Raw genomic sequence first — 19,714 nt, forward strand, 5'->3', positions numbered from 1 at the left:
GCCCCGACGGCTGTTGCAGCTGTCGGGGCCCGCTGGCATCCGGGTGACAGCGCCACCGCCCCGGCGTGCCGGACGGCCCTGCGGCCCCGGGCGGCGGTTGGCTGTGGCGGTGCCGGGGGCGCCCGGACTGTCCGGTATGGCTGCTCGGAGGTGTCTGATGGCCGAGGTCGCGACGGAGCTGGTCGGTGCGGTGGAGTCACTGCTCGGTGCCCGGATCCCGGTGCGCCTGACGGCCTGGGACGGCAGCACCGCCGGCCCGCCCGGCGCCCCCGGACTCGTCCTGCGCAACCGGCGCGCCCTGCGCCGCCTGCTCTGGCACCCGGACGAGCTCGGCCTCGCCCGCGCCTACGTCTCCGGGGACCTCGACACCGCCCCGGACACCGACCTCTACGAGGTGCTCTCCGCCGTCGGCCGGTTCTCCGACCGCACCGACGTCCACCGGCCCGGCCTCGCCGACGTCCTCTCGGGCCCCGGGCGGCGCGCCCTGCGCACCGCCCTCCGGGCGGGCGCCCTGGGCCCGCAGCCCGCTCCCCCGCCGGAGGAGGTCACCAAGGGCCACGGGCGCGCCCACAGCCGCCGCCGGGACCGCGAGGCCATCAGCCACCACTACGACGTCGGCAACGACTTCTACGGGCTCGTCCTCGGCCCCAGCATGGTCTACTCGTGCGCCTACTGGACGCCCGGGGCGAAGAGCCTGGAGGCCGCCCAGGAGGCCAAGCTCGACCTGATCTGCCGCAAGCTGGGGCTGCGGCCCGGCCTGCGGCTGCTCGACGTGGGCTGCGGTTGGGGCTCCCTGCTGCTGCACGCGGCCCGGCACCACGGCGTCAGCGCGGTGGGCGTCTCCATCTCCGCCGAGCAGGTGGAGTACGCACGCCGCCGGGTCGCCGACGCCGGGCTCGCCGACCGGATCGAGATCCGGCTGCAGGACTACCGGGAGATCCCCGACGGCCCCTTCGACGCGATCTCCAGCGTCGGCATGGCCGAGCACGTCGGTGCCGTCCAGTACCTCGGCTACGCCCGCGGCCTGTACGGGCTGCTCGCCCCCGGCGGCCGGCTGCTCAACCACCAGATCTCCCGCCGCCCCGACCGCCCCGGCGAGCCCTACGCCCCCAGCCCCTTCATCAACCGGTACGTCTTCCCCGACGGCGAGCTCGCGCCGGTGGGCAGCACCGTCTCCCTCCTGGAGGAGGCCGGCTTCGAGGTCAGGGACGTCGAGTCGCTGCGCGAGCACTACGCACTGACCCTGCGCGAGTGGGTGGCCAACCTGGAGGCGCACTGGCAGACGGCGGCCCAGCTGGCCGGCCGCGGCCGTGCCCGGGTGTGGCGGCTGTACATGGCCGCCTCGGCCGTCGCCTTCGAGGAGAACCGGATCGGCATCAACCAGGTGCTCGCCGTCCGCACCACCGAGGCCGGTGCCAGCGGCCTCCCCGCCACCCGTGAGCAGTGGCTCGCCGAGGCCCGCCACAGCTCCGACCGGCCCCGGTCGGAGCACCCGGCCGATACGGATTTGGGAGATCGGCCGTCGGTCCGCTAATCTTTCAGTGCGGCAAGGGGCTATAGCTCAGACGGTTAGAGCGCTTCCCTGATAAGGAAGAGGCCACAGGTTCAAGTCCTGTTAGCCCCACCTGCACGAGAGGCCCGGATGATTCGTCATCCGGGCCTCTTGCTTTGCCCGTTGTGGCGGCGAGCCGCGCCGACGGCGGGGGAGGCCGTGGGCCGGTCCACCGGGGGGGGCGGGCCGGGCGCGGTCCGGCCACCCGGGTGGGGCGCGGCCGCCGACCGGGTGAACCGCCTCCCTGGACCTTTCGTCCCGGGCCCGGCAGGCTGGTGCCGAGGGGCACGGGTGCGGGACGGGAGGCGGTCGGCGCGTGGCGATCTTCTGGGCGATGAGCCTGCCCGGGCTGGTGTGCGCCCTGGTGGCGCTGGCCGTGGTGGACCAGCTGGCCCTGCGGGCGCGCCGGGCCGGGCGGCTGCCGTGGCGCGGTGCGGGCCGCGAGGGCCAGATCTCGGCGACCGGGTTCGAGCAGCTGCACGCCCAGTTCGCCGCGGGCAAGCAGCACGAGCTGAAGCAGCGCGGCACCACGCTGATGCTCCGCGACGAGGAGGGCGACGGGGCCCCGCCCCGCGGCGGCGTCGACCTGCGGCGCGGCACCGCGGTGCTGTCCGCCCGTTCGGGCGCCGACGGCCGCCGCTAGGAGCCGTCGCGTCAATCGGGCACGGGGGGAGCGGCGTTGGACGCGGTGGCGGGCCGCTCGGAAGCGGGTTACCGGTGTGTATCATCGGCCGCAGGGCGGTCCGTCGGCCCGACCGCCCTTGATGCTCGTACATCCGATCTGCAAGAAGGACGAGGTCCCGCGGTGAAGAAGCTTCTCCTGGTCGCCCTGGTCGCCCTCGGCGGCTTCTTTGTCTACCGTCAGGTCCAGGCGGACCGCGCCGAGCAGGACCTGTGGACCGAGGCCACCGACCCGGTCCCGGCCGGTCGCTGAGACCCTGGACGATCTTCGTCGGTCCCGGTCCGGCCGGTCCGGCCGGGGCCGCGGTCGGCGGCCCGCTCAAGATTTCCGTCGGGAGCGGGTACGCTAGTGCGCAGTGCACGGCATTCGTGTGCTGTTGCTGGGGCTTTAGCTCAGTTGGTAGAGCGCTGTCTTTGCATGGCAGATGTCAGGAGTTCGAATCTCCTAAGCTCCACACACCGATCGGCCGCTGACCTGGAATCAGGTCGGCGGCCGATCGTCGTTTCCGGGGAACGCGTGGGCCGTGCCCCCGGGGGATCCGTCCGGAGAGCCCGCGGGGGTCAGTGCGGCTTGCGCGGGTCGTGCGGCTTGGGCCGCTCCTCGTCCGGCTGGCTCGGCGGTGGGGTGGGCATGGGGGCGTCGTCGTCGCCCTGCTGGTCGTGCGGGACGGAGCCGTTGACCGGGGCGTCCGCGGCGGTCGCCGCCGTGCCGGTCGTGGCGGCGCCGGTCGTCGTGCCGGTTCCGGTGGCGGCGCCCTCCGCGGTGCCGTTGTGCGCGTCCGCCGGGGGTTCGACCAGCCACTCCGGGTTGTTCTGCTTGCGCCACCACTGCCAGGCGCAGACGCCGGCGCCGATCGCGACGACGCCGCCGACCGCGAGGCCGGTCGCCCAGCCGCTGCGGTTCTCCTTCTTGATGTTCTTGGCGGCCAGCTCGCTGATCTCGGAGGCGGTCACGTGGCCCTGCAGCGCGGTGAGCGCCGCGGCGCCGCGGACCTGGGCCTCATGGGCGACCGGGACGACGGTGGCCCTGGCGCCGCTGTACGCGTCGGTGACCTTGGGGCCGAGGGTGGCCTTGGCCTGCCCGGCGGCCTTCGCTGCGTTGATCTTGGCGGCCAGCGCCGCCTCCTGGGCGCGGTGGACGGCCTTCAGGGTGCTCTGCTGCGCGCCCGGGGGCAGCGAGAGGAAGGCTTGCTCCAACTGCGGAGCGACGTGCTTGGCGTACTGAACGCGGGCCGCCTGCGCGGCCTGGGTGGCGCTGCTGCGGGCCTGTGCACCGGCCGCCGCGGCCTTCGGCCCGAGCGCCTCGACGGCCGGGCCGAACCGCTGCCTGGCCTCGTCCGCGTAGTGGAGCGCGGCGTCCTTGGCGGTGACGGCGTAAGCGGCGGCGGCTTCCTTGTTCCAGCCGGCGTTCTCGCGCGCTGAGTCCAGACGGGTCACGGGCTTCTCCTCTTCGGTGGCGTCCGGTATGCACATTTCCACCTCTTTCGAGATCATGCATCCCGTTACGGCGGGGGGCACGCCGGGCTGGGCCGTCCGCGGGGCCCGTGGGATGATTCCGGTGCCGAGTGACCGGAGCGACCCGGGGTGACACCCGGAACGAAGGAGGACGGTCGTGGCCCACGTGCGCACGGCGACCCTGAGGACGGACCAAGGCGACATCGTGGTCGACCTCTTCCCCTTCCACGCCCCGCGGACGGTGGCGAACTTCGTCGAGCTGGCCGAGGGCACCCGCGAGTGGGTGGACCCGGAGTCCGGCGAGAAGGTGGCGAGGCCGTTCTACGACGGCACCGTCTTCCACCGGGTGGTCGGCGGCTTCATGATCCAGGGCGGCGACCCGCTGGGCGACGGCACCGGCGGCCCCGGCTACGCGTTCGCCGACGAGTTCCACCCGGAGCTGGCGTTCACCAAGCCGTTCCTGCTCGCGATGGCCAACGCCGGCCCGGGCACCAACGGCTCGCAGTTCTTCATCACGGTCGCGCCGGCCACCCGGCTGACCCGCAAGCACACGATCTTCGGCGAGGTCACCGACCCGGCCGCCCGGGAGGTCGTGAAGAGGATCGCCGCCGTGGCGACCGACGGCGACGACCGTCCGCTGCGGCCCGTGGTGATCGAGTCGGTGGAGATCACCCGGCGCTGAGCCGCCGGCAGTAGCCTGGACGGTCCCGGTGGTGCCCGCGCAGGGCGGCCGCCGGGACCTGTCACGAGGAGGGAATCCCGGATGCTTCCGGACGAGCCCGTACGTCCGCAGCCGGAGGGGCCGGCGCCGCTGCCGGGCTGCTACCAGCACCCCGAGCGGGAGACCGGGGTGGGGTGCTCCCGCTGCGGCCGGCCGATCTGCCCGGACTGCATGGTGAGCGCCTCGGTCGGGTTCCACTGCCCCGAGTGCGTGCGCGGCGAGGCCGCGGAGCGGCGGCCGGCCAGGACCCTCTTCGGCGGGCTCCCGGTGACGGACGGCGCGCTGGTCACCAAGGCACTGATCGCGGTCAACGCGCTGGTCTTCCTGGTGACGGAGTACCTCAGCCCGGAGTGGGGCGTCCGGCTGGCGATGCTCAGCGGAACGCACGCCGGGGCCCTCCCGGTGCGCTTCGGCGTCGCCGAGGGGCCGGGGGAGTGGTACCGGCTGGCCACCGCGGTCTTCGTGCACGCCGGGCCGTTCCACATCCTGATGAACATGGTCTCGCTCTGGGTGCTCGGTCCCCAGCTGGAGCGGGTGCTGGGACGGGTGCGCTACCTCGCGCTGTACCTGCTGTCCGGCCTGGCGGGGAACGCCTTCGCGTACGTGGTGACCGGGGGCAACGTCTACTCGGTGGGTGCGTCCGGGGCGATCTTCGGGTTGCTGGGCGCCACGGCGGTGCTGTTCCGGGTGACCCGGACGCCGCTCGGGCCGGTGATCGCCCTGCTGGTGTTCAACCTGGTGATCACCTTCTCGGTGTCGGCGATCGACTGGCGGGCGCACGTCGGCGGGCTGATCGCCGGCGCGGTCACCGGCGCGGGGCTGATGTACGCGCCGCGGGCCCGCCGGAACCTCGTCCAGGGGCTGACGGTGGCCGGCGTGCTGGCCGTGGTGGTGCTGATGGTCGTGGTGGAGACGGCCCGCCTGGGGGCCTGAGGACCGCCGTGGAACGGGTCGTTGTCCACAGTGCGCGGCGGGTTGTGCACAGCTCGTTCCACCATTGCTGTGCACTCGCCGGGTCTACGCGCGTCCCCCTCGGTGAATTCACGGTCCCGCGCAATGCGGGCCGCGGCCCGGCGGGGAAACGCGAACAGGTTATCCACAGGCTGGGGCGAGTTTTCCCCAGTGTGGATAACCGTGTGGATAAACGTACGATCGCCCGGACGGCGGGCAGCGAAACGCCGCCCCGGACGGACCGGGGCGGCGGCAGGCGGAACGGATGCGCCGCGCTGCTACTTCCACTGCGTCGAGACGCCGAATCCCGCCGCGATGAAGCCGAAACCGACCAGGATGTTCCAGTTGCCCCAGCTGCCGACCGGCCAGTCGCCGCTCGTCACGTAGTAGGTGACGATCCACACCAGGCCGATGAGGAAGAACGCCAGCATCAGCGGGGCGACCCAGCCGCGGCCGGAGCTGATCTTCACGGCGGTGGTGGCCGGCGGCGTGTAGTCGGCCTTCTTCCGGACTCGGGACTTCGGCACGAGGGGCTCTCCTGTCGATGCGCTGTGACCGCGCGGTGTGCAGCGGAGCGGGGCGGCTGTGTGGGGCCGGTCCGTAGCGGGAGACGTGCTCCGCACATGCCACCGGCGTCCGTTAGCGTAGTGGTTCGCCGGGTCTGAAGGAGATAAGGGTACGGTGCCTAATTCCATGATTCCCCCTTCTCCGGCAGTTCGCCGCCCCTCGCGCATCCGAATTGTCGGCCGTGCCCTGACCTGCACCGTTTTCGCGCTGGCCGGTCTGCTCTTCTACATCAGCGCCCGCACCGCCCAGGGCACCGACCTGCGCACCGACGACTCCCTGCTGCGGCTCAGCGACGTCATACAGCAGCGCAGCACCCAGAACCAGCAGATCCAGGCGCAGATCGGCGGGCTGCACGACCAGGTCGACCGGCTGGCCGGCGACCAGAGCCGGGACCCGGCCGACACCGCGCACCTGGACGCGCTGGAGCGGACGGCCGGACTGGAGCCGCTGCGCGGCCCCGGCCTCACCGTCACCCTCAACGACGCCCCGCCCAACGCCACCGCCCGCATCCCCGGCGTGCCCGACCCCGGCGTCAACGACCTGGTCATCCACCAGCAGGACATCCAGGCCGTGGTCAACGCGCTCTGGCGGGGCGGCGCCGAGGGCATCCAGGTCATGGACCAGCGGCTGATCGCCACCAGCGCGGTGCGCTGCGTCGGCAACACCCTGCTGCTGCAGGGCCGGGTCTACTCCCCGCCGTACGTGATCCGGGCGGTCGGCAGGACGGACGCCCTGCGCTCGGCGGTGGACGCCGACCCGGCCATCAAGAACTACCTGCAGTACGTCGCCGCCTACGGTCTGGGCTGGAAGGTCCAGGAGAGCGGCGACCTCACCGTCCCGGGCTACCAGGGCTCGGTGGATCTCTCGGCCCAGGCCGCTCGTTAGGGGTGCGGAAGGCGACGGACGGCGTGCCCCGGCGGTACGGCGTCTAATCTGGTCCCCGAACCCGATCCGAGGAGCTCGATGTACGGCTGGCTCTGGCGCCACCTGCCGGGGAACACCCCGGTCCGCGCGATCATCTCGCTGCTGCTCGTCCTCGGGGCGGTCTTCGTCCTGTTCACGTACGTCTTCCCGTGGGCCGAACCGCTGCTGCCCTTCGGCGACGTCACGGTGGAGAGCGGCACCGGCTGACCGGCCGCCGCCCCCCCGTCCCTTGCCCGATCCGCACCCGGACCCACCCCAGGAGAAGCACGCATGAGCTCCGCCGGCTCGCCCCGGATCCTCGTGGTCGACAACTACGACAGCTTCGTCTTCAACCTCGTCCAGTACCTGTACCAGTTGGGCGCCACCTGCGAGGTGGTGCGCAACGACGAGGTGACCGTGGAACACGCCGTGCGCCGCGCCGGGGACGAGGGCTTCGACGGGGTGCTGCTCTCCCCCGGCCCCGGCACCCCGGAGGAGGCCGGCGTCTGCGTCGAGATGGTGCACCACTGCGCCTCGACCGGTCTGCCGGTGTTCGGCGTCTGCCTCGGCCTGCAGTCGATCGCCGTGGCCTACGGCGCCGTGGTGGGCCGCGCGCCCGAGCTGCTGCACGGCAAGACCTCGCTGGTGGAGCACGAGGACGGCGGCGTCTTCGAGGGCCTGCCCTCGCCGATGACCGCGACCCGCTACCACTCGCTGGCGGTCGAGCCCGGCACCGTGCCGGACGGCCTGGTGGTGACCGCACGGACGGAGAGCGGCGTGATCATGGGCCTGCGCCACCGCGAGCTGCCCGTCGAGGGCGTCCAGTTCCACCCCGAGTCGGTGCTCACCGAGGGCGGCCACCGGATGCTGGCCAACTGGCTCGCCGAATGCGGGTTCCCGGAGGCGGTCGGACGGTCCCGCGGGCTCGCCCCGGTCATCGGCCGGAGCTGACGCGGTGACCGCCGTACGCCCGGAGGGGGGCGGTCAGCCGGGTCGGGGGGCCGACGACTGGGGCGTCTACGAGTCCGCCGACCCGCCGCAGCCGTTCCCGCAGCAGACCCCGCCGCAGCCGGGGTCCCACCGTGACGCGGCGCCGGGCGGGCGGGCCGAACCGCAGTTCGACGGCCCGCGGTTCGACGACCGGACGATGCAGCTGCGGACGGTGCCCGAGGCGGCCGTGCCCGCGGCGCCCGTGCCGAACACCGCCCCCGGGGGCCGCGCCGAGCGCCGCCGGGCGGCGAGCGGGCTGGGCGCCCCCGGCACCGGCCGGCGCCGGGCCCCGGGCGGTTCCGGCGCCGCCGCCCGGCCGCGGCCGCAGGAGAAGAAGCGTGTCGTCGTGGCCCGGGCGGTCGGCGAACTCTTCATCACCCTCGGCCTGGTGATGCTGCTCTTCGTCGCCTACCAGCTGTGGTGGACCAACGTGCAGGCCGATGCCTCGGCGAACGCCGCCGGGGACCGGCTGGAACAGCAGTGGAACAGCGCCCCGCAGCCCACCGGGACGCCCGCGCCCGGTGCGGTGCCCGCCGGGCAGTTCGAGCCAGGCAAGGGCTTCGCGCTGCTGTACATCCCCAAACTGGGCCTCAAGTACCCGATCGCCGAGGGCACCCAGAAGCAGCAGGTGCTCGACAAGGGCCTGGTCGGCCACTACACGGGCACCGCGATGCCGGCGGACAAGGCCGGCAACTTCGCGATCGCCGCGCACCGCACGACGCACGGTCAGCCCTTCCGCAAGATCGGCCAGTTGGCGCCCGGCGACAAGATCGTGGTGGAGACCGCCACCGCCTTCTACACCTACGAGGTCGCCGGCGGCATCCCGGAGACCCCGCCGACCAACGTGACGGTCATCCAGGCCGTCCCCAAGGGCTCGCCGTTCACCCAACCGGGTCGTTACATCACGCTGACCACGTGTACACCCGAGTTCAGTGCCCGTGGACGCCTGATCGTGTTCGGGAAGATGCTCGAGGAACGGCCGAGGAGCCAGGGCAAGCCCGCCGCGCTCACCGGCTGATCCCGCACCCCGGGAGGCCCCGTCGTGAGTCCTGTGTCCGTCGGTCGTCGGATCCGCGCGGCGGTCGGCGCCGCGGGCGAGCTGATGATCACACTCGGGGCGGTGATCGCCCTCTTCGCGGTGTACTCCGTCTGGTGGACGGACCTGGTCGCGGACCGGCAGACCGCGCAGCAGGCGGCCCGGCTGCGGGCCGGCTGGAGCGCCCCGCCGCCCGCCTGGGGCCGGGCCCGGTCCGCCGGCGCCGTGGGCTTCCTGCACGTCCCCGCGCTGGGCCGGGGCAACGAGGTGCTGATCCGGGCCGGCACCGGTGCCGACGTCCTGGACACCGGCGTCGCCGGCCTCTACGAGGCACCGTACCGCTCCGCGATGCCCTGGGACCCGGTCGGCAACGTCACCCTGGCCGCGCACCGGGACGGGCACGGCGCCCGCTTCCACGACCTCGACCGGCTCGGCCCCGGCGACCCGCTCGTGATCGAGACCGACGACCACTGGTACGTCTACCGGGTCGACGGCGTCCTGCCGCAGACCTCCCCGGACGACACCGGCGTCATCGCCCCCGTCCCCGAGCGCTCGCCGTACACCCGGCCCGGCCGCTACCTCACCCTGACCACCTGCACGCCGGTGTACACCTCGCTGTACCGGCTGGTGGTGTGGGGGAGCCTGCAGCGGGTCGAGCCGGTGGACGCCCGCCGCACCCCGCCGCCCGAACTGACGGCCTGAAGGGCCGCTGCGGCGGTTCGGGGAACGCGGAAGGGGCCGCGCGGTGTGCGCGGCCCCTTCCGTGAGGCGTCAGTCCGTCAGTTGCCCGTGGGCGGGCCGTCGCCCGGCCGGGTGGTCAGACGGACGACCGAGCCCGCGTCGACCGGGGTGCCGGACGGCGGGTCGCTGCTCAGCACGATCGCGTTGTCGTCCTGCGGGCCGAAGACGACCTGCGGCTGGAGGCCCTTCTGGGTCAGCAGCGAGAAGGCCTGCTTGTAGGTCTTGCCCACGAGGATCGGCACCGAGGGCTTCTCCGCCAGCTTGCCGACCGTGATGGTGACCTGGGCGCCCTTCCTCAGCTGGCCGCTCTTCGGGTTCTGGTCCAGGACGACGTCCACCTGGGCCGGGTCCGTCACCGACTGGGTGGCGACCTTGACCGTCAGGCCGGCGTCGGTGATCGCCTGGCTGGCCGCGTCCTTGGTCTGGCCGGTCACCGGCGGCACCGCGACCTTGCCGGCGCCGCCGGAGATGGTCAGGGTGATCTGCGTGCCCGCCGCGGCCTTGCCGTTCGGGCTGTATGAGATGACCTTGTCCTGGGCGACCGAGTCGTCGTTCTTGATCTCGGTCTTGACCGTGAAGCCCTTGCCCGTCAGCGTCGTGGTCGCCGCGTCCACCGACTGGCCGGTGACGTCCGGGATGTCCGTCTCCACCGGGCCCGAGGACAGGTGCACCTTGATCGGCGTGTTGACGTCGATCTGCGAGTTGGCGACCGGCTCCTGGGTGCAGACCTGATCCTTCTGGATCTTGGCGTCCTGGCAGGCGGTCGGGGTGCCCTGCTGCACCTGCAGCTTCTCGTTCTGCGTCTTCGCCTTCGCCTGCGCGTCGGCGAAGCTCAGGCCGACCAGGTTCGGCGCGGTCGTCTTGCCGCCGCCACCACCGCTGTTCAGCATCGCCTGCACGACGAAGAACGCACCCACCAGCACCAGCACGGCCGCGACGGCCAGCACGATCCAGGAGGTGTTGTTCTTCTTCTGCTGGCTCTGCCGGCGGCTGCCGCGGCCGTAGTTGTCGTCGTCCTCGTAGCCGCCCCGGCCGCCGGAGCCGCCGTAGCCGTCGTCCTGCGCCTGGGGCGGGTAGCCGTAGCCCGGCTGCTGGGAGCCGACCTGCGGCAGCATCGTGGTCGGGCCGGCCGCGCCCTGCTGCGGCAGCAGGTTGGTCTGGCCGTACGGGTCGTACTGCGCGGCGCCGCCCTGGTCGTAGCCGTACCCGGCGCCGCCCATGCCGTACGCGGCGGCCTGCTGGGCCGCGGCCACCGGCAGGCCGTCGAGGAAGCGCTCGATGTCGTCGCGCATCTCGTCGGCGCTCTGGTAGCGGTAGTCGCGCTCCTTGGCGAGCGCCTTCAGCACGATCGCGTCGACCTCGGGGCGGACCTCCGGGTCGAACGCGGACGGCGGCTGGGCCTCCTCCCGCACGTGCTGGTACGCCACCGCCACCGGCGAGTCGCCGACGAACGGCGGGCGCACGGTCAGCAGCTCGTACAGCAGGCAGCCGGTGGAGTAGAGGTCGGAGCGGGCGTCGACCGTCTCGCCCTTGGCCTGCTCGGGGGAGAGGTACTGGGCGGTGCCGATGACGGCCGAGGTCTGCGTCATCGTCATGCCGGCGTCGCCCATCGCCCGGGCGATGCCGAAGTCCATCACCTTGACGTTGCCCTGGCGGGTCAGCATCACGTTGGCGGGCTTGATGTCGCGGTGGACGATGCCGGCGCGGTGCGAGTACTCCAGCGCCTGCAGGATGCCGATCGTCATCTCCAGCGCGCGCTCCGGCAGCAGCCGGCGGCCGGAGTGCAGCAGCTCGCGCAGGGTCGAGCCCTCGACGTACTCCATCACGATGTACGGGATGGAGATCCCGTCGATGTAGTCCTCGCCGGTGTCGTACACGGCGACGATCGCGGGGTGGTTCAGCGAGGCCGCGGACTGCGCCTCGCGGCGGAAGCGGGCCTGGAACGACGGGTCGCGTGCCATGTCCGCGCGGAGGGTCTTCACGGCGACCGTGCGGCCGAGCCGGGTGTCATGGGCCAGGTAGACCTCGGCCATGCCGCCGCGTCCGAGGACGCCGCCGAGCTCGTACCTGCCGCCGAGGCGACGAGGCTCTTCCATAGTTCCGACCCTCTCCCTCACCGGGTGGTGAGGATGTGACGTAGGTGACCCCGCACGCACTGTTGGACGCTTGCCACCGCCACAGCGGTTCTGCGGCGCCGACCCCGCGGCCGGAGCCGCGGCTCAGCAGTGGGTACACCCGCTGCTGGCGGATACGCTACCGGGCGAACCCGTGGCAACCCGAACAGCCTGCCAGCTGAGACCAGACCGGTATGCACCGGAACGGTCCCACTGTGACGATTCCCTCAGGTCGTCGGGCCTTCGGATCCTCGGGGCGGGCGCCCGCTGCTACTTGCCCTGCACCACCGCCTGCATGATGCTCTTCGCGATCGGGGCCGCGATCGAACCGCCGCTGATCTCGTTCCGGTCGCTGTCGCCGTCCTCGACCACGACCGCCACCGCGACCTGCTTGCCGTCCGCGCCCTTGGCGTAGGACATGAACCAGGCGAACGGCAGGCCGCTGTTGTCCTGGCCGTGCTGGGCGGTGCCGGTCTTGCCGCCGACCGTGACCCCGTCGATCTTCGCCTTGGTGCCGGTGCCGTTCTGCACCACCGACTCCATCAGCTGCTGCAGCTTCTGGGCGGTGGTCGCCGAGACCGCCTGGCTCATGACCTTCTCGGAGTGCTTGGACACCACCGCGAGGGTGCTGGACCGCTCCTGGTCGACCAGGTACGGCTCCATCAGCGTGCCGTTGTTGGCGATCGCCGCGGCCACCATCGCCATCTGCAGCGGGGTGGCCCGGGTGTCGTGCTGGCCGATGGCGTCCATCGCGGTGCCGTCCGGCGCCGAGTTGGACGGGAACACGCTGGCGGAGGCCCGGATCGGCACGTCCACCTTGGCGTTGTTGAAGCCGAACTTCTCCGCCTGCGCCCGGAGCTTCTGCCCGCCCAGCTCCGAACCGATCTTGCCGAAGACGGTGTTGCAGGACAGGTCCATGGCGTCCTGCAGCGTGGCGTTGGTGCAGGGCTCGGTCTTGCTGGCGTTCTTCAGCTCGGTCTTGGTGCCCGGCAGGAAGAACTGCTCCGGGGTGTCGGTCTTGTCCCCGGGGTTCTGGAACTTGCCGTCCTCGAACGCGGCGGCGGCGGTGACCAGCTTGAAGGTCGAGCCCGGCGGGTACGTCTCGCGCAGCGCCCGGTTCAGCAGCGGCTTGTTCGGGTCCGCGTTGACGGCCGTCCACGCGTCCTGGTCCGCCTTCGAGCTGCCGGAGAACTTGCCCGGGTCGTAGGACGGGGTGGAGACCAGGGCCAGGATCGCGCCGGTGCGCGGGTCGAGGGCGACCGCCGCGCCCTTCTTGTTGCCGAGGCCCTCGAAGGCGGCCTTCTGGGCCTTGGCGTCGATCGTGGTGACGACGTCGCCGCCCTTCTTGTCGTCACCGGTCAGCATGTCGAGGGTGTTCCGGAAGAACAGCCGCGAGTCGGTGCCGGCCAGGATGCCGTCCTCCAGCGACTCCAGCTGGCTGGTGCCGAAGGACTGCGAGGAGTAGCCGGTGACGTGGGCGTACATCGGGCCGTCGACCCAGCTGCGCTTGTACTTGTAGCGCAGGCCGTTGACGAAGTCCGAGTTGGTGACCGCCTGACCGCCGACGACGATGTTGCCGCGCGGATAGGCGTACCGGTCGTACTTGTTGCGGTCGTTGTTCTTGTTGGTCGCCCAGGCGTGCGCCTGGACGCCCTGCACCCAGTTGGTGCGCACCATCAGGGCGAGGACGAGGATCAGGCAGAAGACCGAGACCCGGCGGATGGGCTTGTTCACGTGTCGGATCCCTTTCAGGCCGAGGCCGGGGCGGTGGCCGGCTCCGGTTCGGCGGCCGGGCGGCGCGCACTGTCGCTGATCTTGAGCAGGATGGCGATCAGGGCCCAGTTCGCCACCACCGAGGAACCGCCCTGGGCGAGGAAGGGCATCGTCATGCCGGTCAGCGGGATCAGGCCGGTGACGCCGCCGGCGACCACGAAGACCTGCAGCGCGAACGCCGAGGACAGGCCCACCGCGAGCAGCTTGCCGAACGGGTCGCGGGCGGCGACGGCCGTCCGCAGGCCGCGCTGCACGATCAGGCCGTACAGCAGGAAGACCGCCATCATGCCGGTGAGGCCGAGCTCCTCGCCGAACGAGCCGAGGATGAAGTCGCTCTTCGCGGCGAACTGGATCAGCCACGAGCGGCCCTGGCCGAGGCCGCTGCCCGTGACGCCGCCGGAGCCGAAGGCCATCAGGGTCTGGCCGATCTGCTCGCTGGTGCCGGGCGGCGGCGGGTCGGCGAAGGCCGCCATCGGGTCGAGCCAGGAGTTGATGCGGGTCTGCACGTGAGACTCGACGGAGGCCACCACCGTGGCGCCGCCGATCGACATCACCAGGCCGAAGACGATCCAGCTGGTGCGCTCGGTGGCGACGTACAGCATCACCACGAACAGGCCGAAGAACAGGAAGGACGAGCCGAGGTCGGTCTCGAAGACCAGGATCAGGATCGACAGCAGCCAGACCACGATGATCGGGCCGAGGTCACGGCCGCGCGGCAGGTACAGGCCCATGAAGCGGCGGCTCGCCAGCGCCAGCGCGTCCCGCTTGACCATCAGGTAGCCGGAGAAGAACACCGTCAGGATGATCTTGGCGAACTCGCCGGGCTGGATCGAGAAGCTGCCGATGTGGATCCAGATCTTGGCGCCGAAGTCGCCCGCCCGGGCCGGGAAGAACGCCGGTGCGGCGAGCAGCACCAGGGCCACCGCCATCGAGATGTACGTGTACCGCTGCAGGATCCGGTGGTCCTTCAGCAGCACCATGACGCCGATGAAGAACGCGATGCCCAGGCCCGACCACATCAGCTGGTTCGCGGCCGCCGGGAAGTTGTTGGCGAGCAGCTTGCCGGCCTTGTCGAGCCGCCAGATCATCACCAGGCCCAGCCCGTTGAGCAGGGTGGCCAGCGGCAGCAGCAGCGGGTCCGCGTACGGCGCGAACCGGCGCATCAGCAGGTGCGCGACCAGCGCCAGGGCGCCCATGCCGAGGCCGTACGCCAGCATGCCGGCCGGCAGCGAGCCGTCCATCGCGAGGCCCACGTTGGCGTAGGCGAACATCGGCAGCACCACCGCGAAGCCGAGCATGGCCAGCTCGGTGTTGCGGCGGTTCGGCGCGTTCTGCGGCGTGATCGTGGTGTTGCCCCGCCGCGCGCCACGGCGGTCGGTGTCGCTGTTGCTCAGGTCAAAGGTGCTCACGTGTAGGCCGCTCCCCGACGGCTGAGTCCCCTGGCGGGGTCGGTGCTAGGGGGTCGGGCAGGAGGACGCCAGCTGCTTCTCCTGCTCGGTCAGTTCGGGCGTGGTGCCGGGGTTGCCGGTGCTCAGGGTGTCGGTGCTCGGACTCGGGCTCTGGCTGACCCCGGGGGCCGGGGTCTCGTTGCGGAAGCCCACCTGGGTCAGCGCCGTGCCGGAGGCCGACGGGGCGGCCGCCGACGCGGTCGGGCTCGGGCTCGCCCCGGGCTGCGGCGTCGCGCCGCCGCCGGTGGTGCCCTGCGCCGGCTTGGCGCCCTGCGCGACCTTCTTGCAGACCGAGGCCTGGGTGCCCAGGGTACGGACCTGCTCGCGGGCGTCCGCCAGGCTCTTCGCCTGGATGGTCTTGGTGACCTGCGTCCGCTGGTAGGTCGGCAGGAACCTGAGTTCGATGTCGTCGTGCTGCTCGTACACCGAGGACAGGCTCAGCCCGGCCAGCGACTGGTTGAGGCCGCGGTAGACCGCCACGCCCTCGCCGTCCGCACCGACGTAGTACTGGTCCTGCGTCCACTTCCAGCCGACGTACCCGCCGGCGCCCAGCAGGCCGAGCACGGCCAGCACCGCCAGCGAGACCTTCAGCTTCCGGCCCTTGCGCTTGCGCCGGGACGGGCGCTCGCCCTCGTACGGCTGCGCGTCGGCGCCGTAGCCCTCGGCCGCGCCGTAGCCGTCGTCCTCGTAGCCCTCGGCGGGGCCGAAGCCCGCCGCCTCGTAGCCGCTGGCCGGGCCGAACGCGCCCTGCGGGGCCTGCGGGCGGCCGAGACCGGCGGCGCGGCCGGCCGGGGTGTTCAGCAGGTTGTGGTCGCCGTGGTGCGGCTGCGCCTCGGCGACCGCGCCGACGACCACCGGGATGTCCGCGAGCTGGCCGCTCAGGGTGTCCGTGGCACCGACGTCGATGACGTCCGCCACGATGCAGGTGATGTTGTCCGGGCCGCCGCCGCGCAGCGCCAGCTGGATCAGCTCCTGGACGGTCTGCTGCGGGGCGTAGTAGCTCCCGAGCGTGGCCTCCAGGGTCTGGTGGCTGACCGGTCCGGACAGGCCGTCGGAGCAGATCAGGTAGCGGTCGCCGGCCCGCACCTCGCGGATCGACAGGTCGGGCTCGACCTGGCCGCGGCCGTCCAGCGCGCGCATCAGCAGCGACCGCTGGGGGTGCGTCTCCGCCTCCTCCGGCGTGATCCGGCCCTCGTCCACCAGCCGCTGGACCCACGTGTGGTCCTGGGTGATCTGGGTCAGCGAGCCGTCCCGCAGCAGGTACGCCCGGGAGTCGCCGATGTGCACCAGGCCCATCCGCTGGCCCGTCCACAGCATCGCGGTGAGGGTGCAGCCCATGCCCTCCAGCTGCGGGTCCTCCTCGACCATCTGCCGCAGCCGGTCGTTGGCGCCCTGGACGGCGTCGCCGAGCAGGGTCAGCAGGTCGGCACCGGGGACGTCCTCGTCCAGCCTGACGATCGAACCGAGCACCTCCGAGGAGGCGACCTCGCCGGCCGCCGCGCCGCCCATGCCGTCGGCGACGGCGAGCAGCCGCGGACCGGCGTAGCCGGAGTCCTCGTTCCCCTCCCGGATCAGGCCCTTGTGGGAGCCGGCGGCGAAGCGCAGCACCAGGCTCATGCCGTCGCCGCCCCCTTCCGGGCCCGGGCGGTGACGACCGTGCCGTGGGCGCGCACGGCAGCGGCAGCGCGGCGCCCGCGCTCCCGGCTGGTCTTGGACGGGGTGGTGTCCCTCATGCGCCGCTACTTCCGCAGTTCGATGACGGTCCGGCCGATACGGATCGGCACGCCGGGCTGGAGCGGCATCGGCGCGGTGAGCCGCTGCCGGTCCAGATACGTGCCGTTGGTGGAGCCTAGATCCTCCACCGTCCACTGCCCAGTCTGATCCGGGAAGATCCTGGCATGGCGGGAGGAGGCGTAGTCGTCGTCCAGCACGATCGTCGAGTCGTGCGCCCGGCCGAGCGTGATGGTCTGCCCCTGCAGGGCGACGGTGGTGCCGGCCAGCGAGCCCTGCACGACCACGAGGTGGGTCGGCGCACCGCGGCGCTGGCGCGGCTGCGGCGGCGCGGCGGCCTGCCCGCCCTGCTGGGGCGGACGGCCCGTGGACGCGGTGGCGGCCGCGGTCCGCCGCGCCGTGCGCGGGTTGACCTTGGTGCCGAACAGGTCGCTGCGGATGACCTGGACCGCGACGATGACGAACAGCCACAGCACGGCGAGGAAGCCCAGCCGCATGACCGTGAGGGTCAGTTCTGACATGAGTGGCCCGCTCTACCCTTCGACCTGTCGGTAGACGATGGTGGTGGACCCGAGGACGATTCGGGAGCCGTCGCGGAGCGTAGCGCGCTGGGTGTGCTGTCCGTCCACCACGATGCCGTTGGTGGACCCGAGGTCGAGCACCATCGCGGGCGTCCCCGGCCGGATCTCCGCGTGCTTGCGGGAGACCCCGGGGTCGTCGATCCGGATGTCCGCCTCGGTGGAGCGGCCGAGCACGCACGCGTTGCCCGTGATCTGGTGCCGGGCGCCGTTGACCTCCACCCAGCGGCGGGTGTTCGCACCGCTGTGGCCGGCACCCGGGAAGGGGCGGACGTTCCCGCCGGCCGCGGGCGGACCCTGCGGCGCCGCCGGGGGAGCGGCGGGCGGCGGCGGCGCACCGTACGGCGCCGCGCCCTGCTGCTGCCACGGCGCACCGGGCGCGGGCGGGGTCGGCCGCCGCTCGTAGCCGCCCGGGGCGGCCGGCGGCTGCGGCACCTGCGCCGCGGGCTCCTCTCCGGCCAGGGTGCGGCTGCGCACCCGGTACAGGCCGGTGTCCAGCTCGTCGGCCTTCTCCAGGGTCACCTGGAGCGGGCCCATGAAGCTGTAGCGCTGCGCCTCGGCGTACTCGCGGACCATGCCGGCGAGCTCGGTGCCGAGCTGGCCGGCGTACGGGCTGAGCCGCTCGTAGTCGTGCGGGCTGAGCTCGACGATGAAGTCGTTCGGGACGACCGTGCGGTCGCGGTTCCAGATGGTCGCGTTGTTGTCGCACTCGCGCTGGAGCGCGCCGGCGATCTCGACCGGCTGGACCTCGGACTTGAACACCTTGGCGAAGGTGCCGTTCACGAGACCCTCGAGCCGCTGCTCGAACTTCTTCAGGACTCCCACGGGGCACCCCCTTCCAGGGCGTCGGCCGGGCCGCGCTCGCGGGCCGGGTTGCGGTTTTCCGTACTGATCGTATCCACGTCGGGCCCATCCGTACGGTTCCCGGGAACGTGGTCCCGGGGCGTGAGACCGGGCACACCGCCCGCCACCTGCCCGGCAGGGGGCCGGGCGGGGGCGTGCGCCGGGTGCGGACAGCCGTGCGGAGGGAGCCGCACGGCATGCGGGAGGTACCCGCAGCGGGCCCCGGTCATCCCTCGGTCACCCGTTCGTCCGCCCCGCGTCGGAGCGGTTCCCCGGGGTGCGGGGGAACGGATTCGGAGGTAGCCCGCAGGCCGTGCTAATGTTTTCCACGTCGGAAGGGGCGCCCGAGAGGGAGCCGAACGGAAGACCGGGCGAGATGCGGTAAGGTTCTCGTCAGGTCGGAAGAGCGGAAAGCATCTTACGGCAGCACCCATGCGCGGGTGGCGGAATAGGCAGACGCGCTGGATTCAGGTTCCAGTGCCCGAAAGGGCGTGGGGGTTCAACTCCCCCCTCGCGCACAGCGAAGCCCCGCAGATCTTCGGATCTGCGGGGCTTTCTCGTTTTTCGGCGACGACACCCGCGGCAATTCCCCTCCGTGCGGACGGTCGGGGCGGGCGGCGGAATTCCCGCCGGGCACGGCCGCACCCGGGGCGCGGCCGGTGCCCGGGGTTCAGTCCGCGGCGGCCGGGAGGGCGGCCCGGACGGTGAAGCCGCCGTCCGCGGTGGGACCGGCCACCAGGGTGCCGCCGAGCAGCTGGGCCCGTTCGCGCAGGCCGACCAGTCCGTGCCCGCCGCCGGGCAGCACCGGCCGGTCGGAGGCGTCCTCGGGCGGCGGCGCGTTCCGCACCTCGACCAGCAGCCGGGAGCCGCCGCCCGCCACCCGGACGGACACCGCGGCGCCGGGCGCGTACTTGGTGATGTTGGTCAGCGCCTCCTGGACCGTCCGGTACGCGGCCCGCTCCACCGCCTCCGGCCAGTGCCGGCCGCCGGTGGAGAGGTCGCTGGTCACCGGCAGGCCGCTGCCGTCGATCAGCTTCGGCAGGTCGGCCAGCCGCGGCTGCGGGGCGAGCGGCTCGGAGGGCTCGACGCCCGCGGCGCGCAGCACCCCGACCATCTGGCGGAGCTCCTGGAGGGTGCGGACGGCCAGCTCGCGGATGGTCGAGGCGGTGTCCTTGGCGGCCGGGTCGCCGGTGGACACCTGCAGCGCACCGGCCTGGATGGAGATCAGGCTGACCTGGTGGGAGACCACGTCGTGCATCTCGCGGGCCAGCCGGGCCCGCTCGGTGGCCAGCACCCGCTCGGCGAGCAGCCGGCTCTCGCGCTGCTGGCCGCGGGTGAGCTCGTCGAGGCGGTGGGCGAGCTCGCGCCTGGTGCGGGCGAGCAGACCGAGCGCGGCGGGCCCGGCGGCCAGCATCACGCACTGGATGGCGTACAGCGCGTTGTCCCGGTCGAGGGCGAGCGGGTGGTCGGCGAGCGGCCAGTGGAAGAACTCGACCAGGGCGAAGGCGGTGGCGCAGGCCGCGGTGACCCTCAGCGCCGCCCGCTGCGCGGCGACCGTGTAGACCGCGGTCATCGGCGCCAGCCAGATGTAGTTGACGAACGCCCCGGGCAGGGTGAGCAGCAGCACCGC

The 19,714-nt window shown here is 72.6% G+C and carries 19 protein-coding genes and 3 tRNA genes; 13 read left to right on the plus strand and 9 right to left on the minus strand.

What is annotated here, in order from left to right; all coding sequences use genetic code 11:
* The first annotated feature begins 157 nt into the window (after positions 1-157).
* The 5 genes from AB0442_RS22775 to AB0442_RS22795 all read left to right on the plus strand — a co-directional run bounded on the left by AB0442_RS22775 (position 158) and on the right by AB0442_RS22795 (position 2,688).
* Positions 158-1,534: a cyclopropane-fatty-acyl-phospholipid synthase family protein gene (locus tag AB0442_RS22775; protein WP_366164864.1), complete on the plus strand. Its 1,377-nt coding sequence runs from the start codon at positions 158-160 to the stop codon at positions 1,532-1,534.
* Positions 1,535-1,550: 16 nt separating this feature from the next.
* A tRNA-Ile gene (locus AB0442_RS22780) sits at positions 1,551-1,624 on the plus strand.
* 262 nt (positions 1,625-1,886) lie between these two features.
* Positions 1,887-2,195 carry a DUF6191 domain-containing protein gene (locus tag AB0442_RS22785; protein WP_363542465.1) on the plus strand — a complete coding sequence of 103 codons (309 nt, stop codon included), beginning with the start codon at positions 1,887-1,889 and terminating at the stop codon, positions 2,193-2,195.
* A gap of 162 nt (positions 2,196-2,357) precedes the next feature.
* Positions 2,358-2,486 carry a DLW-39 family protein gene (locus tag AB0442_RS22790; protein ID WP_014137031.1) on the plus strand — a complete coding sequence of 43 codons (129 nt, stop codon included), beginning with the start codon at positions 2,358-2,360 and terminating at the stop codon, positions 2,484-2,486.
* Positions 2,487-2,615: 129 nt separating this feature from the next.
* Positions 2,616-2,688 (plus strand) — tRNA-Ala (locus AB0442_RS22795).
* A 106-nt stretch (positions 2,689-2,794) separates the two neighbouring features.
* Here the strand turns inward: AB0442_RS22795 and AB0442_RS22800 are convergent.
* Positions 2,795-3,670 carry a DUF5324 family protein gene (locus AB0442_RS22800; RefSeq protein ID WP_366164866.1) on the minus strand — a complete coding sequence of 292 codons (876 nt, stop codon included), beginning with the start codon at positions 3,668-3,670 and terminating at the stop codon, positions 2,795-2,797.
* Between the two features lie 175 nt (positions 3,671-3,845).
* Between AB0442_RS22800 and AB0442_RS22805 the strand changes: the two genes are divergently transcribed.
* Positions 3,846-4,370, plus strand: a complete 525-nt coding sequence (locus tag AB0442_RS22805) for a peptidylprolyl isomerase (RefSeq protein ID WP_366164868.1) — start codon at positions 3,846-3,848, stop codon at positions 4,368-4,370.
* 81 nt (positions 4,371-4,451) lie between these two features.
* On the plus strand, positions 4,452-5,342 hold the full coding sequence (locus tag AB0442_RS22810; RefSeq protein ID WP_366164870.1) for a rhomboid family intramembrane serine protease: 891 nt from the start codon (positions 4,452-4,454) through the stop codon (positions 5,340-5,342).
* Positions 5,343-5,638: 296 nt separating this feature from the next.
* On the opposite strand, the gene crgA is transcribed toward AB0442_RS22810, so the two are convergent.
* Complete coding sequence (crgA, locus tag AB0442_RS22815) at positions 5,639-5,887, minus strand: cell division protein CrgA (protein WP_344623025.1); 249 nt, start codon at positions 5,885-5,887, stop codon at positions 5,639-5,641.
* Between the two features lie 166 nt (positions 5,888-6,053).
* On the opposite strand from crgA, the gene AB0442_RS22820 reads away from it, so the two are divergent.
* The 5 genes from AB0442_RS22820 (at position 6,054) to AB0442_RS22840 (ending at position 9,558) form a co-directional block, all read left to right on the plus strand.
* Complete coding sequence (locus tag AB0442_RS22820) at positions 6,054-6,812, plus strand: DUF881 domain-containing protein (protein WP_366164872.1); 759 nt, start codon at positions 6,054-6,056, stop codon at positions 6,810-6,812.
* A 78-nt stretch (positions 6,813-6,890) separates the two neighbouring features.
* Positions 6,891-7,058, plus strand: coding sequence for a hypothetical protein (locus AB0442_RS22825; RefSeq protein ID WP_363542425.1), 168 nt, complete (start codon positions 6,891-6,893; stop codon positions 7,056-7,058).
* 63 nt (positions 7,059-7,121) lie between these two features.
* The gene (locus AB0442_RS22830) at positions 7,122-7,781 is read left to right on the plus strand and encodes an aminodeoxychorismate/anthranilate synthase component II (protein WP_363542424.1); all 660 of its coding nucleotides are present in this window, start codon (positions 7,122-7,124) and stop codon (positions 7,779-7,781) included.
* Positions 7,782-7,785: 4 nt separating this feature from the next.
* A complete protein-coding gene (locus AB0442_RS22835) occupies positions 7,786-8,838 on the plus strand; it encodes a class E sortase (RefSeq protein WP_366164873.1) in 1,053 nt (350 codons plus the stop codon).
* Between the two features lie 24 nt (positions 8,839-8,862).
* Entirely contained in the window at positions 8,863-9,558 is a 696-nt protein-coding gene (locus AB0442_RS22840; protein WP_366164874.1) for a class E sortase, read from the plus strand.
* Between the two features lie 77 nt (positions 9,559-9,635).
* Here the strand turns inward: AB0442_RS22840 and pknB are convergent, their stop codons facing one another.
* The 6 genes from pknB to AB0442_RS22870 all read right to left on the minus strand — a co-directional run bounded on the left by pknB (position 9,636) and on the right by AB0442_RS22870 (position 18,066).
* A complete protein-coding gene (gene pknB, locus AB0442_RS22845; RefSeq protein WP_366164875.1) occupies positions 9,636-11,693 on the minus strand; it encodes a Stk1 family PASTA domain-containing Ser/Thr kinase in 2,058 nt (685 codons plus the stop codon).
* Between the two features lie 288 nt (positions 11,694-11,981).
* Complete coding sequence (locus AB0442_RS22850) at positions 11,982-13,445, minus strand: penicillin-binding protein 2 (protein ID WP_366164876.1); 1,464 nt, start codon at positions 13,443-13,445, stop codon at positions 11,982-11,984.
* A 14-nt stretch (positions 13,446-13,459) separates the two neighbouring features.
* The gene (locus AB0442_RS22855; protein ID WP_344623085.1) at positions 13,460-14,827 is read right to left on the minus strand and encodes an FtsW/RodA/SpoVE family cell cycle protein; all 1,368 of its coding nucleotides are present in this window, start codon (positions 14,825-14,827) and stop codon (positions 13,460-13,462) included.
* A gap of 111 nt (positions 14,828-14,938) precedes the next feature.
* Positions 14,939-16,549 (minus strand): protein phosphatase 2C domain-containing protein, encoded by a 1,611-nt coding sequence (locus AB0442_RS22860; RefSeq protein WP_366164877.1) that lies wholly within the window; start codon positions 16,547-16,549, stop codon positions 14,939-14,941.
* A 122-nt stretch (positions 16,550-16,671) separates the two neighbouring features.
* Entirely contained in the window at positions 16,672-17,184 is a 513-nt protein-coding gene (locus AB0442_RS22865; protein WP_363542418.1) for an FHA domain-containing protein, read from the minus strand.
* 12 nt (positions 17,185-17,196) lie between these two features.
* Complete coding sequence (locus tag AB0442_RS22870; protein WP_366164879.1) at positions 17,197-18,066, minus strand: DUF3662 and FHA domain-containing protein; 870 nt, start codon at positions 18,064-18,066, stop codon at positions 17,197-17,199.
* A gap of 452 nt (positions 18,067-18,518) precedes the next feature.
* Between AB0442_RS22870 and AB0442_RS22875 the strand changes: the two genes are divergently transcribed.
* Positions 18,519-18,602, plus strand: a tRNA-Leu gene (locus AB0442_RS22875).
* Between the two features lie 152 nt (positions 18,603-18,754).
* On the opposite strand, the gene AB0442_RS22880 is transcribed toward AB0442_RS22875, so the two are convergent.
* Positions 18,755-19,714, minus strand: a 960-nt coding sequence (locus tag AB0442_RS22880) for a histidine kinase (protein ID WP_366164881.1), incomplete at its 5' end; no start/stop codon positions are given.

This window comes from Kitasatospora sp. NPDC085895 (assembly GCF_040702125.1).
In the GTDB taxonomy this organism is placed as follows: domain Bacteria; phylum Actinomycetota; class Actinomycetes; order Streptomycetales; family Streptomycetaceae; genus Kitasatospora; species Kitasatospora arboriphila.

Excerpts from the sequence above, each read along its gene's own strand:
- AB0442_RS22775 (WP_366164864.1), top strand. The coding sequence starts at position 158 with ATGGCCGAGGTCGCGACGGAGCTGGTCGGTGCGGTGGAGTCACTGCTC.
- AB0442_RS22785 (WP_363542465.1), top strand. The coding sequence starts at position 1,887 with ATGAGCCTGCCCGGGCTGGTGTGCGCCCTGGTGGCGCTGGCCGTGGTG.
- AB0442_RS22810 (WP_366164870.1), top strand. The coding sequence starts at position 4,452 with ATGCTTCCGGACGAGCCCGTACGTCCGCAGCCGGAGGGGCCGGCGCCG.
- AB0442_RS22820 (WP_366164872.1), top strand. The coding sequence starts at position 6,054 with ATGATTCCCCCTTCTCCGGCAGTTCGCCGCCCCTCGCGCATCCGAATT.
- AB0442_RS22825 (WP_363542425.1), top strand. The coding sequence starts at position 6,891 with ATGTACGGCTGGCTCTGGCGCCACCTGCCGGGGAACACCCCGGTCCGC.
- AB0442_RS22830 (WP_363542424.1), top strand. The coding sequence starts at position 7,122 with ATGAGCTCCGCCGGCTCGCCCCGGATCCTCGTGGTCGACAACTACGAC.
- pknB (WP_366164875.1), bottom strand. The coding sequence starts at position 11,693 with ATGGAAGAGCCTCGTCGCCTCGGCGGCAGGTACGAGCTCGGCGGCGTC.
- AB0442_RS22860 (WP_366164877.1), bottom strand. The coding sequence starts at position 16,549 with ATGAGCCTGGTGCTGCGCTTCGCCGCCGGCTCCCACAAGGGCCTGATC.
- AB0442_RS22865 (WP_363542418.1), bottom strand. The coding sequence starts at position 17,184 with ATGTCAGAACTGACCCTCACGGTCATGCGGCTGGGCTTCCTCGCCGTG.